A 14,418-nucleotide genomic window follows, 5' to 3' on the forward strand; every position below is an offset into this window, starting at 1 on the left:
CGGACGCGTCGACGTGGTCAGTGGGCGGCGGGGCTGCGGTACCGAGCCGGGACCGGCGGGACGCGGAGCCACGTGGTCCGGCTGACACCGCGAGCGTCCGACCACTCGACGAAGACGGTGCCGAGGGCGACCAGAGCGTCGAGCTCGACGGGGGTCGCGATGCCGAGGGGGGCCCCGGGGCGCAGCTTGTCGCGACCCCGGACCGGCCCGCCGGGCAGGTCGACGAGCACGTCCCGCGCCGGCCGGCCGACCGTGCGCAGCACGAGGCACGTGCCGAGGGGCAGGGTGGGGTCGCTGCCGTCGTTGGGCAGGTCGAGCCAGGACAGCACGAAGGTGGCGGGGCGACGCAGACGGGTGGCGCGTTCGCGGCGGATGCGGGCCGGGCGCGCCGGCGTGGTCGGGACGGTGCCCACGGTCGCGGTGGGGTCGAGGACGAGCGCCGCGTCCGAGGGGTCGTTCGTGCCCGGGCGTCCGGTGTCGGGCTCTGCGGTGTCCATCGTGTTCTGTTCCCCTGGAGTCGTGGTGGCGTGCGCGGTCGTGTCGTCGTCGACGTGACCCTCGAACGGCTCCGTCCAGCGAACCGCACTCCGGGGTGGGGGACAACGGGGCACAGGCACCCAGTACGGGGGTGGGCCGGTCCCCAATGCGGGGGACGCGCCCCGGAGGACGTCGTCCGGGGATGTCGCCCAGGGGGACGAGGGCCGGGGGCCCGGCCCGGCGGCCCCGGGTCGTCTGGCTAGGCTCGACGGGTGACCACCGCCTCCTCGTCGCCCGCTCCGTCCGCCGCCGCGAGGCCGTTGCGTCGTCTCGGCTTCCTCACCATCGGCGCCTTCGAGGGCGACGACCCGACCGTCGGACTCGAGCAGGGGCTCGAGTTGTTCGAGCGGGCCGAGGCGCTGGGGCTCGACGGCGGCTGGACCCGCACGCGGCACCTGCAGTTCGGCATCTCGTCGCCCGTCGCGTTCCTCTCGGCCGCGGCGCAGCGCACCTCGCGCCTGACCCTCGGCACGGCCGTGATGCCGCTCGGCTGGGAGAACCCGTTCCGTCTCGCCGAGGACTGGGGCACGGTCGACGTGCTCTCGCGCGGCCGGCTGCAGCTCGGCGTCAGCGTCGGCGAGCCCCGCGCCTACGACGAGGTCGGGCCGCACCTCTACGGGGACGCCGCCGACCACCAGGACTTCTCGTACGGCCGGGTCGAGAAGTTCCTCTCGCTCGTCCGGGGCGAGCAGGTCAGCGCGTTCGAGGGCACCGAGGGCATCGAGGTCTTCACCGGGCGGGTGCAGCCGCAGAGCCCCGGCCTCGCCGACCGTGTCTGGTACGGCGCGGGCAGCCCCCGGTCGGCCGAGTGGGCGGGTCGCCAGGGCCTCGGCATGTTGATCAGCAACGTCAGCTTCGCGGGCGCGCCCGGGCCGATCGAGCCCACCCTCTTCGCGGCGTCGCAACTCGAGCAGATCCGGGCCTTCCGCGCGGTCCACCCCTCGGGTCCGGAGGCGCGGGTCGCCAAGGGCGCGGTCGTCCTGCCCACCGACACGGCCACCGCCGAGCAGCGTGCGGCGTACGAGGCCTACGCGTCCTCCCGTCGCGACCGCACCACCGTGGCCCACGGACCCCGCGGCATGATGTTCGACCGCGACCTCGTCGGCCCGTCCGAGTGGATCGCCGAGCAGCTGCACGAGAACGCCGCGATGCGCGAGGTCGACGACCTGATCGTCGAGCTGCCGTTCGACTTCGGACTCGCCGAGTACACGCAGGTGCTGACCGACGCCGCCGAGCGCCTCGGCCCGCTGCTCGGCTGGCAGGCCGCCGCCCGAGGCGAGTGAGCGCTCACTCCCGGCGGTGGGGCTCGCCTAGACTCGACGCAGCACCCCGAGCCGAAGGAGTCTCCATGCAGAACTGGGCCGCCAACGTCGAGTACTCGACGACCGACCTGCGTCGCCCCACGAGCATCGACGAGCTGCGTGACGTCGTCACCGGCAGCCGTCGGGTCAAGGCCCTGGGCTCGCGCCACTCGTTCAACCGGGTCGCCGACACCGACGGCGTCCTCGTCTCGCTCGACGCGCTCGACACCCCGGTCGAGGTCGACTCGGCCGCCGGCACCGTCCGCGTCGGCGCGGGCACGACGCACGCCGCCCTCGCGGGCGAGCTGCAGCGTCGCGGCCTCGCCCTGCACAACCTCGCCTCGCTGCCCCACATCTCGGTCGCCGGAGCGGTCCAGACCGGCACGCACGGTTCCGGCGTGCGCAATCCCGCCCTCTCGGCTGCCGTCCGCGCCGTCGAGCTCGTCCGCGCGGACGGCAGCCTCGAGACCGTGCGCCGCGGTGACGACGCGTTCGGCGCCTCCGTCGTCTCGCTGGGCGCCGTCGGCGTCGTCACGAGCCTCGAACTCGACACCGTGCCGACCTTCGACGTCGAGCAGACCATCCACGAGGACCTCCCGTGGGCGGCCGCTCTCGAGCACCTCGACGCCGTACTCGCCGGCGCGTACAGCCTGAGCTTCTTCACGCGGTACGACGGCGCGGGGGTGGACCAGGTCTGGTCGAAGCACCGGGTCGGCGACGCCGTCGGTCTCGACCTCCGCGACCTCGGCGCCGTGCGGGCCGTCGCGACCACGCACATGATCCCCGGGGCCGAGACCGCTGCCGTCACGCAGCAGGGCGGCGTGGCCGGCCCGTGGCTCGAACGCCTCCCGCACTTCCGCTTCGACTTCACGCCGAGCGCCGGCGAAGAGATCCAGAGCGAGTTCCTGATCCCCGCCGAGCACGCCGCGGCCGCGATCGAGGGGCTCCGTGGCATCGCGCACACCTTCGCCGACGTGCTCATGGTCAGCGAGATCCGCACGATCGCCCCGGACGACGCCTGGATCAGCCCGAGCAGCGGACGTCAGAGCGTGGCCTTCCACTTCACCTGGCACCGCCGCCCGGACGAGGTGCTCGCCGTCCTGCCCGAGATCGAGCGGGTGCTCGGCGCGTTCGACGCCCGCCCGCACTGGGGCAAGGTCTCGACCGCCACGCACGCCGAGCTGCGCCGGGTGTTCCCGCGTCTCGGCGACTTCGCCGCCCACGTCGCGTCGGTCGACCCCGAGGGCCGCTTCCGCAACCCGTTCCTGTCCGCGTCCGTCCTCGGAGAGCCCGCGCATGTCTGAGCCCACCCCCGTCGCCCCCGTTCCGCCGCACGGCACCGTGCCTCCCGTCGTCGAGCCCGCACCGGGGGCGCCGCCGACCGCTCGCCTCGTCACGTCGCCGGTGCCGGTCTCCGGCGCGCAGGTCGTGCTCGAGCGGGACGGCTACCGGGCCGAGATCGCCGGGGTCGGGGCCACGCTGCGCACGCTCACGTTCGAGGGCCGCGACCTGGTCGTGCCGTTCGCCGCCGACGAGGTGCGGCCGGGCTTCCGCGGGGCCCTGCTCGCCCCGTGGCCCAACCGCGTGACCGACGGACGCTACGAGCGCGACGGGGTCGAACACCAGCTGCCCCTGAACGAGGTCGAGCGCGGGCACGCCCTGCACGGCCTGGCCCACTGGGCCGACTGGACCATCGACCAGGCCCAGGCCGCGCGGGCCTCGGCCTCGTTCGTGCTCGTGCCGAGCGACGGCTACCCGTGGCGGCTGGCGCTGTCGGTCGTCTACGAGCTGACCGACGACGGGCTCACGACGACGGTCACGGCCCGCAACGCGGGCACGGGCGTCGCCCCCTACGGCACGGCGCCGCACCCCTACCTCGTCGCCGGCGAGGGCCGCGTCGACGACTGGTCGTTCACGCTGCCCGCCGCAAGCTACCTCGAGGTGACCGACGACCGCCTCGTCCCCGTCGGCACGCGGCCCGTCGGTGACCGTGACGGCTTCGACTTCCGCGACGGGCACCCGGTCGGCGACCTGTTCGTCGACCACGCCTTCACCGACCTCGCGTTCGGCACCCCTGAGGGCGACGCCGGTGGGGGCCCCGGTCAGGAGGCGCGGGTCACCGCCACGGTGACCGCACGCGACGGCCACGGCGTCACCATGTCGTGGGGGAGCGAGCTGCCCTGGGTGCAGGTGCACACCGCCGACCGCCCCGAACCCGAGAACGACCGCGTCGGGCTGGCCGTCGAGCCCATGACCTGCCCGCCGGACGCCTTCAACTCGGGTGACGACCTCGTGCTGCTCGCCCCGGGCGAGGCCCACACGGCGAGCTGGACGATCACCGCGTTCTAGCGCGGCCCGACACCTCCGAACCAGCACGACACCCCACGAACCCGGGGTGTCGCGCTGGTTCGGAGGTGTCGCGCCGGGCCGCCCTCAGACGGCGACGGGTTCGGTCTGCCAGGTCATGGCCGACACCGTGCCGGGCAGGCAGCGTTCGAGGGCGGCCTCGAGCGCCCGGCGCGTGCGGCGTGCCGTCAGCTCGTCCCGGACGACGACGTCGAACCGCAGGGCCTCGGGCAGCTCGGTGAGCAGCACGGTCCCGGCGTCGGCGAGCTGCACGAGGTACTGGCCCACCTCGACCTTCGCGGTTCGGTGCTCGGCGAGCAGGCGGCGCGACAACCAGAACAGGCCGGCGGCGTCGTGCGCCGTGTGGACGGTCGCGGTCGCGGTGATCATGGGCACACTGTGACGTGACGACCGCTCACGCGCGTGAACGGCGTGTGGCGAACGTGTAAATCCTGTCGCGACACGCCGGGCGCCGACCGACTTGACAAGCACCTGGACCTCGTTCAGTATTGCCCAGCACCACCGATGTGAGCGCTCACATTCTCAGGTCAGCGCTCGACCGTCCCCGCGACGGGCCATCCCGCTCCACTCCGCGACACCCCAGCCACACGTTTCCTGACGAAGAGGTCAACCGTGAACAGCTCCTCCCACCGCCGCCCGGCCGCCCACCGGGCCGTCCGCACGTCGCCCGCCCCGCGCCTCCTCGCGGTCGCCCCGGCCTGACGTCCCCTCAGCCCCGACGGGCAGGCCTCGCGCACCCGTCGGCCCGGCGCGTCCCCGGCCACCCGAGCCGTCGAGCGCCCGCACCACAGAGATCCCCTCACAGCACCATCACCCGTCATCGACGACGCCGTCGAGATGACACCTGACACGAATGGAACAACCGTGAAGAAAAAGCTCCTCGTCGGCATCGTCGCCGTCGGCATGGCATTCTCCCTGGCCGCCTGCTCCGGCGGCGGCGGCGGACGCGGCGGTGACGCCGGCGGCAGCAGCAGCGGCGACAACGCCGGTGCGCTGGTCGGCGTCGCGATGCCCACCAAGGTGTCCGAGCGCTGGATCAAGGACGGCGACGCCGTCAAGAGCGCCCTCGAGGACAAGGGCTACAAGGTCGACCTCGAGTACGCCGACAACAAGATCCCCCAGCAGGTCCAGCAGATCAGCAACATGATCACCAAGGGCGCGAAGGTCCTCATCGTCGCCTCGATCGACGGTGGCTCGCTCAGCGACCAGCTCGACTCGGCCGCCAAGGCCGGCATCAAGGTCATCTCGTACGACCGCCTGCTGACGGGCAACGAGAACGTCGACTACTACGTCTCGTTCGACAACTACAAGGTCGGCGTCGACCAGGGCACCAGCCTCCTGACCGGTCTCGGCCTCGCCGACGCCGACGGCAAGAAGGTCGACGGCGCCTCGCCCAAGACCATCGAGGTCTTCGCCGGCAGCTCGGACGACAACAACGCCACCTTCTTCTTCAACGGCGCGATGGACACCCTCAAGCCCTACATCGAAGACGGTTCGCTGACCATCGGCTCCGGTCAGGACCAGTTCACGCAGGCCGCCACCGCGGCATGGGACCCGGCCACCGCCAAGGCCCGCATGCAGAACCTGATCGCCTCGACCTACTCGGGCGGCACCAAGCTCGACGGCGTGCTCTCGCCCTACGACGGCATCTCGATCGGCATCATCTCGGCGCTCGAGGGTGCCGGCTACACCAGCGACGCCCTCCCGGTCATCACCGGCCAGGACGCCGAGGCCGCCTCGGTCAAGTCGATCATCGAGGGTCAGCAGTACTCGACCATCTACAAGGACACGCGTCAGCTCGCCGACCAGTCCGTGGTGATGGCCGACGACCTGCTCACCGGCAAGACGCCCGAGACGAACGACGACAAGACGTACGACAACGGGGTGAAGGTCGTCCCGACGTACCTCTTCCAGCCGACCATCGTCACGAAGGACAACTACAAAGAGGTCCTGATCGACAGCGGCTACTACACCGAGGCCGACCTCAAGTAGGTCCCTCCCCTGCGAGAACCGAGGAGGCGCCGGTCGCCGACCAGCGCCTCCTCGTTTCTCTGCTCCCCAGCGGCACCCACCCGACACACGGAAGAAGGAACACGTGGCGAACACGATCCTCGAGATGCGGGAGATCACCAAGACGTTCCCCGGCGTCAAGGCCCTGCAGGACGTCACGCTCGAGGTCGAGCGCGGCCAGGTCCACGCGATCTGCGGCGAGAACGGCGCCGGCAAGTCGACGCTCATGAAGGTGCTCTCGGGCGTCTACCCGAGCGGCTCGTTCGACGGTCAGATCCTGCTCGACGGCCAGCCCGTCGACTTCAAGAACATCAACGACTCCGAGGCCGCGGGCGTCGTCATCATCCACCAAGAGCTGGCGCTCAGCCCGTTCCTCTCGATCGCCGAGAACATCTTCCTCGGCAACGAGCAGTCCAAGAACGGCTTCATCGACTGGAACAAGACCAACCTCGACGCCGCCGGCCTGCTGGCCCGCGTCGGCCTGCGCGACAACCCGGTCACCAAGGTGGTCGACATCGGAGTCGGCAAGCAGCAGCTGGTCGAGATCGCCAAGGCGCTCTCGAAGCGCGTGAAGATCCTCATCCTCGACGAGCCCACCGCCGCCCTGAACGACGACGACTCGGCCCACCTGCTCGACCTGATCAAGAGCCTGCAGGGGCAGGGCATCACGTCGATCATCATCAGCCACAAGCTCAACGAGATCAAGGCGATCGCCGACAAGGTGACGATCATCCGCGACGGCAAGACGATCGAGACCCTCGACATGCACGCCGACGAGGTGTCCGAGGACCGCATCATCAAGGGCATGGTCGGCCGCGACCTCGAGAGCCGTTACCCGGCCCACGAGTCGAAGGTCGGCGACGAGCTGCTGCGCATCGAGGACTGGACCGTCCACCACCCCCTCGACTCGACGCGCGAGATCATCCACCAGGCCAACCTCGCCGTGAAGGCCGGCGAGATCGTCGGCATCGCCGGGCTGATGGGCGCCGGACGCACCGAACTCGCGATGAGCGTCTTCGGCAAGAGCTACGGCACCGGCATCTCGGGCACCGTCTACAAGCGCGGCGAGAAGATCGACACGTCGACGGTCAGCAAGGCCATCGCCGCGGGTCTCGCCTACGCCACCGAGGACCGCAAGAAGTACGGCCTCAACCTGATCGACGACATCACGCGCAACGTGTCCGGTTCGGCCCTCGGCAAGCTCGCCAACTGGGGCTTCGTCAACCGGTCCGAAGAGAGCACCGTCGCCGAGCGCTTCCGCAAGAGCATGAACATCAAGGCGCCCACCGTGGCGTCGGTGACGGGAAAGCTCTCGGGCGGCAACCAGCAGAAGGTCGTGCTGTCGAAGTGGATGTACGCCGACCCCGACGTGCTCATCCTCGACGAGCCCACCCGTGGCATCGACGTCGGCGCCAAGTACGAGATCTACACGATCATCAACCAGCTCGCCGACGCGGGCAAGGGCGTCATCGTCATCTCGTCCGAGCTGCCCGAACTGCTCGGCATCTGCGACCGCATCTACACCCTCTCGGAGGGGCGCATCACGGCCGACGTTCCGATCGCCGAGGCGACCCCCGAATTCCTCCTGAAGTACATGACCCTCGAACGAGAGAGCCCCGTCAATGAGCGCGCCTAGCCCCACCCAGGCCACCGACCCGAAGCCCACGGGCGGGTCGCCCACCTCCCGTCAGCCGCAGTCCGGTTCGGGTGGCAACCCGATCACGGGTGCCGTCTCGTACCTCGGCGGGCAGCTGCGCCAGATCGGCCTGTTCATCGCGCTGATCGTCATCGTGCTGTTCTTCCAGGTCACCACGAACGGCATCACGCTGGCACCGATCAACGTGTCGAACCTGGTGGTCCAGAACAGCTACATCCTGATCCTGGCCATCGGCATGGTGATGGTCATCATCGCCGGCCACATCGACCTCTCGGTCGGCTCCATCGTCGCCTTCACCGGCGCCATGGCCGGCGTCATGATCACCCAGTGGGGCCTGCCCTGGCCGCTCGCCGTCGTGCTCTGCCTCGTGCTCGGCGCCCTGGTCGGGGCCTGGCAGGGCTTCTGGATCGCCTACTTCGGCATCCCGGCGTTCATCGTCACCCTGGCCGGCATGCTCGCGTTCCGCGGTGCCGCCCAGATCGCCCTCCAGAGCCAGCAGATCTCGCCCTTCCCCCAGGGGTTCCGCGACATCGGGTCGGGCTTCCTGCCCGCCTTCGGCACCACCGGGTACGAGCCGCTGACGCTCGTCCTCGGCGCCGTCGCCTCGTTGGCCCTCATCGGCACCGGCCTCCGCGGCCGTGCCACGCGTCGCAAGTACCAGCTCGAGGACGAGCCCTTCCTGTGGTTCATCACCAAGATGGTCTTCACGGTCGCCCTGGTCATGTACGTCGGGTTCCTGCTCGCCAGCTACTCGGGCACCCCGATCGTCCTGGTCGTGCTCGCGGTGCTCGTCGTCGCGTACTCGATGATCATGAAGAACTCGGTGTTCGGTCGTCACGTCTACGCGATCGGTGGCAACCTGCACGCCGCCGAGCTGTCCGGCGTCAAGACGAAGCGCGTCACGTTCCTGCTCTTCGTCAACATGGGCGTCATCGCCGCCCTGGCCGGCGTCGTCTTCACCGGTCAGCTGAACCTCGCCAGCCCCAGCGCCGGCAACGGGTTCGAGCTCGACGCCATCGCGGCCGTGTTCATCGGTGGCGCCGCCGTCACCGGCGGCATCGGCACGGTCACCGGCGCCATCGTCGGTGGTCTCATCATCGGCATCCTGAACAACGGCATGTCGATCCTCGGCGTCGGCACCGAGTACCAGTCCCTGATCAAGGGCCTCGTGCTGCTCGCCGCGGTCGCGTTCGACGTCTTCAACAAGCGTCGCGCCGCCTCGTCCGGCAAGTAACGAGCGGCCACCATCCGCGAGAGGCGCGGTTCCCGGTCACGGGAGCCGCGCCTCCTCGTCTCCCCGCCCCCGGCGGGCACCGACCAGACCGCAGGAGGCGCGGGCCGGCCGCACACGACGCCACCGTCCCGAAAACCGAACCGAACTAGGATCACCTCGTGGCAACCCTCTTCGACGTCGCGGCCGCAGCCGGCGTCTCGCACCAGACCGTCTCGCGGGTCGTCAACGGCGACCCGACGGTCCGTCCCGCCACCAAGGCCAAGGTCGACGTCGCCATCGACGAGCTCCACTACCGGCCGAGCCTCACCGCCCGGGCGCTGGCCAGCCGCAAGACGAGGTCGCTCGGCGTGATCAGCACGGGGTTCCCGTTCTACGGGCCGTCGAGCACGATGCACGGCTTCAACGGTGCCGCCCGACGAGCCGGGTACCAGGTGTCGATGGCCACCCTCGACGTCGACGACCGGCAGGGCATGCGGCAGGCCCTCGACTCCTTGGTGGGCCAGAACGTGGCGGCCATCGTGCTCATCGCGCCCGACGCCGAGGCCCTCGAGGTGCTGCGGCGTTCCGGGGTGTCGGTGCCGCTGGTCACCGCCGACAGCGAGGCCGAGGACGGCCACCACACGGTCTCGTTCGACCAGGCCGCCGGGGCCGAGGCGGCCGTCGAGCACCTCGTCTCGCTCGGTCACCGCCGCATCGCCCACGTCGCCGGGCCCGACGGGTGGATGGACGGCCGCGACCGCGAGCGGGGCTGGCGCGAGGCCTGCGAACGGCTCGGCGTCGACTCGACGGTGCTGCTGCGCGGCGACTGGACCCCGGGCTCCGGTCATCGCATCGGCCGAGAGCTGGCCGGACGCGACGACGTCACGGCCGTGTTCTGCGGCAACGACCAGATGGCGCTCGGCGTCGTGCACGCGTACGTCGACGCCGGTCGGGTCGTGCCGCGTGACGTGAGCATCGTCGGCTTCGACGACATCCCCGAGGCCGAACACTTCGTCCCGCCGCTGACCACCGTGCGGCAGGACTTCGAGGCGCTCGGGCGCCGACTCATGACGACCGTCGAGGCCGTCCTCGCCGGTGACGAGGCGCCCGTGGCGGCGCTCGACCCCGAGCTCGTCGTCCGCCGCTCGACGGCCGCCCCGGCCCGCTGACCGACCCCGAACCGCCCGTGCGAGATTGCACGGTCCCACTCGCTCATGTGAGAATGTGAGCGCTCACTTTCGCATCAGGACAAGGACGTTCCATGGCTGAGACCGCCATCCCCTCCGACCCGTCGCCCGCGGCCCCCGACCCCACCGGCGCCTCGGCCGAGACGTACGTCGTCGGCGTCGACTACGGCACGCTCAGTGGCCGCGCGGTCGTCGTGCGCGTGCGCGACGGCGCCGAACTGGCCAGCGCCACGTTCGAGTACCCGCACGCGGTGGTCGACCGCACGCTGCCCGGAACGGGCGAGCGCCTGCCCGCCGACTGGGCCCTGCAGGTGCCGTCCGACTACGTCGACGTGCTGAAGAACGCCGTTCCCGAGGCCCTCCGCGCGTCGGGCGTCGACCCCGCCGCGGTCGTCGGCATCGGCACCGACTTCACGGCCTGCACCATGGTCCCGACCACCGCCGACGGCACCCCGCTCAACGAGCTCGACCGCTTCGCCGACCGCCCGCACGCGTTCGTCAAGCTGTGGCGTCACCACGCCGCGCAGGGCCAGGCCGACCGCATCAACGAGCTGGCCGCGTCGCGTGGCGAGTCGTGGCTGCCCCGGTACGGCGGGCTCATCTCGAGCGAGTGGGAGTTCGCCAAGGGCCTGCAGCTGCTCGAAGAGGACCCCGAGGTCTACGCCGCGACCGAGCACTGGGTCGAGGCCGCCGACTGGATCGTCTGGCAGCTCAGCGGGCGCTACGTCCGCAACGCCTGCACCGCCGGGTACAAGGGCATCTACCAGGACGGCGAGTACCCCAGCCGCGAGTTCCTCGCCGCCCTCAACCCCGACTTCGCCGACTTCGCCGAGACCAAGGTCGTGCACGAGATCGGCGCCCTGGGCGACGTCGCGGGCACGCTGACGGCCGAGGCCGCCGGCTGGACCGGACTGCCCGAGGGCATCGCCGTGGCCGTCGGCAACGTCGACGCGCACGTCACGGCCCCGGCCGCCAAGGCCACGCAGCCCGGCCAGATGGTCGCCATCATGGGCACGAGCACCTGCCACGTCATGAACGGCGACAAGCTCGCCGAGGTGCCCGGCATGTGCGGCGTCGTCGACGGTGGCATCGTCGACGGCCTCTACGGCTACGAGGCCGGTCAGTCCGGCGTCGGCGACATCTTCGCCTGGTACGTGAAGAACCAGGTGCCGCAGTCGTCGGTCGACGACGCCGCGGCGGCCGGCAAGAGCGTGCACCAGCACCTCACCGACCTCGCCTACGAGCAGCCCGTCGGGGCCCATGGCCTCGTGGCCCTCGACTGGCACAGCGGCAACCGCTCGGTGCTCGTCGACCACGAGCTGAGCGGCGTCATCGTCGGCCAGACGCTCAGCACGACGCCCGAAGAGGGCTACCGGGCCTTGCTCGAGGCCACGGCGTTCGGCACGCGCCGCATCGTCCAGGCCTTCGAGGAGTCGGGCGTGCCGGTCACCGAGTTCATCGCCGCGGGCGGCCTGCTCAAGAACGCCCACCTCATGCAGACCTACAGCGACGTGCTGCGCCTGCCGATCTCGACCATCACGAGCGAGCAGGGCCCGGCCCTCGGGTCGGCCATCCACGCCGCCGTCGCCGCGGGCGCCTACGCCGACATCCGCGCCGCGGCCGAGGCCATGGGCAGCGTCGACCGGGCGACCTACGTCCCCGACGAGGCGGCCGCCGACGCCTACGACGCGTTGTACGCCGAGTACCTGCTGCTGCACGACTGGTTCGGTCGGGGCGGCAACGACGTGATGCACCGCCTGCGGGCGATGCGTCGCGAGGCGACCCGCGCCTCCTCGGCTCCCTCGGCGACGACCGAGGGCGGTGGAGGCACGGATGCCGTCGAGCAGGACGCCACGGCCTCCGCCACGAGCGACGCGCAGGTGACCGCATGACCGGCTGGATCGACCGCTCGACGCAGGCGGCCATCGACGCCACCCGAGAAGACGTCGCCACCCTGCACGCCGAGCTGGTGCGCTACGGGCTCGTCGTCTGGACGGGCGGCAACGTGTCGGGTCGCGTGCCCGGCACCGACCTCTTCGTGATCAAGCCCAGCGGGGTGCTCTACGACGACCTCACGGCCGAGAACCAGATCCTCTGCCGCCTCGACGGCACCGTGGTCGAGGGCACGCCGGGCAGCGACCGCAGTCCGTCCAGCGACACCGCCGCCCACGCCTACGTCTACCGCACCATGCCGCACGTCGGGGGAGTCGTGCACACGCACTCGACCTACGCCACGGCCTGGGCCGCGCGCGGCGAGGCGATCCCGTGCGTGATCACGGCGATGGCCGACGAGTTCGGCGGCGAGATCCCCGTGGGGCCGTTCGCGATCATCGGCGACGACTCGATCGGCCGCGGCATCGTCGCGACGCTCGAGGGGCACCGCAGCCGGGCCGTGCTGATGCAGAACCACGGCGTCTTCACGATCGGCAAGGACGCCCGCGACGCGGTCAAGGCCGCCGTCATGACCGAGGACGTGGCCCGCACCGTCCACATCACCCGCCAGCTCGGCGAACCCATCCCCATCCCGGCAGAGAGCATCGACGCCCTCTTCGACCGGTACCAGAACGTCTACGGACAAGCACCCGCAGGAGAACTGAAGTGACGAACGACACCCTCGACCCCACCGCCTTCCTCGCCTCGCGCGAGGTCTGGTTCCTCACCGGCAGCCAGGGCCTCTACGGCGAAGAGACGCTCCAACAGGTCGCCGACCAGTCGCGTGCCATCGCCGACGAACTCGCCGCCGCCTCCGACGTGCCCGTGCGCCTCGTCTGGAAGCCCGTCCTGACCGACGCCGACGCGATCCGTCGCACCATGCTCGAGGCGAACCTCGACGACTCGGTCATCGGCGTCACGGCCTGGATGCACACCTTCAGCCCGGCCAAGATGTGGATCGGCGGCCTCGACGCCCTGCGCAAGCCGCTGCTGCACCTGCACACGCAGGCCAACGTCGCGCTGCCCTGGGCCGACATCGACTTCGACTTCATGAACCTCAACCAGGCCGCCCACGGCGACCGCGAGTTCGGCTACATGCAGACCCGTCTCGGGGTGCCCCGCAAGACCGTCGTCGGCCACGTCAGCGACCCGCGCGTGCAGCAGCAGGTCGGCACCTGGATGCGCGCCGCCGCGGGCGCCTCGGCCATGCGCTCGCTCAAGCTGGCACGCTTCGGCGACAACATGCGCTTCGTCGGCGTGACCGAGGGCGACAAGACCGAGGCCGAGCTGGCCTTCGGCGTCCAGGTCAACACCTGGGGCGTCAACGAACTGGCCGAGGCCGTCGCCGCGGCGTCCGAGACGGCGATCGACGCGCTCGTCGCGGTGTACGAGGCCGAGTACGACGTGGTCCCCGCGCTGCGGGCGGGCGGCGAGCGTCACCAGTCGCTCCGAGACGGTGCGGCGATCGAGATCGGTCTGCGCTCGTTCCTCGAAGAGGGCGGGTTCAGTGCCTTCACGACGAACTTCGAAGACCTGGGTGCACTCAAGCAGCTGCCCGGCCTCGCGGTCCAGCGCCTGATGGCCGAGGGCTACGGCTTCGGTGCCGAGGGCGACTGGAAGACCTCGGTGCTGGTGCGTGCGGCCAACGTGATGGGCGCCGGGCTGCCGGGTGGCGCCTCCTTGATGGAGGACTACACGTACCACCTGGTGCCCGGCGAGGAGAAGATCCTCGGGGCGCACATGCTCGAGGTCAGCCCGGCGCTGACGTCGGGCCGCGCCTCCCTCGAGGTGCACGCGCTCGGCATCGGCGGCAAGGACGACCCGGTGCGCCTGGTCTTCTCCGCCGACCCCGGCCCGGCCGTCGTCGTCGCGATGAGCGACGTGCGCGACCGCTTCCGCCTGACGGTCAACGTCGTCGACGTGGTCGACCCCGACGAGGACCTGCCGAACCTCCCGGTGGGGCGCGCGGTGTGGAAGCCCCGTCCGTCGTTCGCCGTGTCGGCCGAGGCGTGGCTGACGGCCGGCGCCGCCCACCACACGGTCATGTCGACCGCGGTCGGGCTCGAGGCCTTCGAGGACCTCGCCCGCATCGTCGAGACCGAGCTGCTCGTGATCGACGAGGACACCCGCATCCGCGACTTCCGTCACGAGGTCGCCTGGAACGCCGCGTACCACCGCCTCGCCCGCGGCCTGTAGGCCGCACCCGACTCGCGC

The 14,418-nt window shown here is 71.0% G+C and carries 12 protein-coding genes; 10 read left to right on the top strand and 2 right to left on the bottom strand.

The window, feature by feature from the left end; translation table 11 throughout:
* Positions 1 to 17: 17 nt before the first annotated feature.
* Positions 18 to 497, bottom strand: coding sequence for a hypothetical protein (locus tag ACVJ1F_RS03825; RefSeq protein WP_159827480.1), 480 nt, complete (start codon positions 495 to 497; stop codon positions 18 to 20).
* Between the two features lie 252 nt (positions 498 to 749).
* Between ACVJ1F_RS03825 and ACVJ1F_RS03830 the strand changes: the two genes are divergently transcribed.
* The 3 genes from ACVJ1F_RS03830 (at position 750) to ACVJ1F_RS03840 (ending at position 4,187) form a co-directional block, all read left to right on the top strand.
* Positions 750 to 1,820, top strand: a complete 1,071-nt coding sequence (locus ACVJ1F_RS03830) for an LLM class flavin-dependent oxidoreductase (RefSeq protein ID WP_456884801.1) — start codon at positions 750 to 752, stop codon at positions 1,818 to 1,820.
* Between the two features lie 65 nt (positions 1,821 to 1,885).
* The gene (locus tag ACVJ1F_RS03835; RefSeq protein WP_456884803.1) at positions 1,886 to 3,142 is read left to right on the top strand and encodes an FAD-binding protein; all 1,257 of its coding nucleotides are present in this window, start codon (positions 1,886 to 1,888) and stop codon (positions 3,140 to 3,142) included.
* Positions 3,135 to 4,187: an aldose 1-epimerase family protein gene (locus ACVJ1F_RS03840; RefSeq protein ID WP_456884805.1), complete on the top strand. Its 1,053-nt coding sequence runs from the start codon at positions 3,135 to 3,137 to the stop codon at positions 4,185 to 4,187. Before ACVJ1F_RS03835 ends, ACVJ1F_RS03840 begins: the two co-directional genes overlap by 8 nt.
* 84 nt (positions 4,188 to 4,271) lie before the next feature.
* Here the strand turns inward: ACVJ1F_RS03840 and ACVJ1F_RS03845 are convergent, their stop codons facing one another.
* Positions 4,272 to 4,574, bottom strand: a complete 303-nt coding sequence (locus tag ACVJ1F_RS03845) for a hypothetical protein (RefSeq protein ID WP_456884806.1) — start codon at positions 4,572 to 4,574, stop codon at positions 4,272 to 4,274.
* A 468-nt stretch (positions 4,575 to 5,042) separates the two neighbouring features.
* Between ACVJ1F_RS03845 and chvE the strand changes: the two genes are divergently transcribed.
* The 7 genes from chvE (at position 5,043) to araA (ending at position 14,400) form a co-directional block, all read left to right on the top strand.
* Positions 5,043 to 6,197, top strand: coding sequence for a multiple monosaccharide ABC transporter substrate-binding protein (chvE, locus tag ACVJ1F_RS03850; RefSeq protein WP_056046734.1), 1,155 nt, complete (start codon positions 5,043 to 5,045; stop codon positions 6,195 to 6,197).
* A 103-nt stretch (positions 6,198 to 6,300) separates the two neighbouring features.
* Positions 6,301 to 7,851, top strand: coding sequence for a multiple monosaccharide ABC transporter ATP-binding protein (gene mmsA, locus ACVJ1F_RS03855; protein WP_056046732.1), 1,551 nt, complete (start codon positions 6,301 to 6,303; stop codon positions 7,849 to 7,851).
* Positions 7,838 to 9,106, top strand: a complete 1,269-nt coding sequence (gene mmsB, locus ACVJ1F_RS03860; protein ID WP_082460334.1) for a multiple monosaccharide ABC transporter permease — start codon at positions 7,838 to 7,840, stop codon at positions 9,104 to 9,106. The genes mmsA and mmsB overlap by 14 nt, the downstream gene beginning before the upstream one ends.
* 158 nt (positions 9,107 to 9,264) lie before the next feature.
* A complete protein-coding gene (locus ACVJ1F_RS03865; RefSeq protein WP_056046729.1) occupies positions 9,265 to 10,254 on the top strand; it encodes a LacI family DNA-binding transcriptional regulator in 990 nt (329 codons plus the stop codon).
* 92 nt (positions 10,255 to 10,346) lie between these two features.
* Positions 10,347 to 12,164, top strand: a complete 1,818-nt coding sequence (gene araB, locus ACVJ1F_RS03870) for a ribulokinase (protein ID WP_456884809.1) — start codon at positions 10,347 to 10,349, stop codon at positions 12,162 to 12,164.
* Positions 12,161 to 12,874, top strand: a complete 714-nt coding sequence (locus ACVJ1F_RS03875) for an L-ribulose-5-phosphate 4-epimerase (RefSeq protein ID WP_043595113.1) — start codon at positions 12,161 to 12,163, stop codon at positions 12,872 to 12,874. The genes araB and ACVJ1F_RS03875 overlap by 4 nt, the downstream gene beginning before the upstream one ends.
* The gene (gene araA / locus ACVJ1F_RS03880) at positions 12,871 to 14,400 is read left to right on the top strand and encodes an L-arabinose isomerase (protein WP_056046727.1); all 1,530 of its coding nucleotides are present in this window, start codon (positions 12,871 to 12,873) and stop codon (positions 14,398 to 14,400) included. Before ACVJ1F_RS03875 ends, araA begins: the two co-directional genes overlap by 4 nt.
* Positions 14,401 to 14,418: the final 18 nt, after the last annotated feature.

It is taken from the genome of Frigoribacterium sp. 2355 (genome assembly GCF_054060695.1).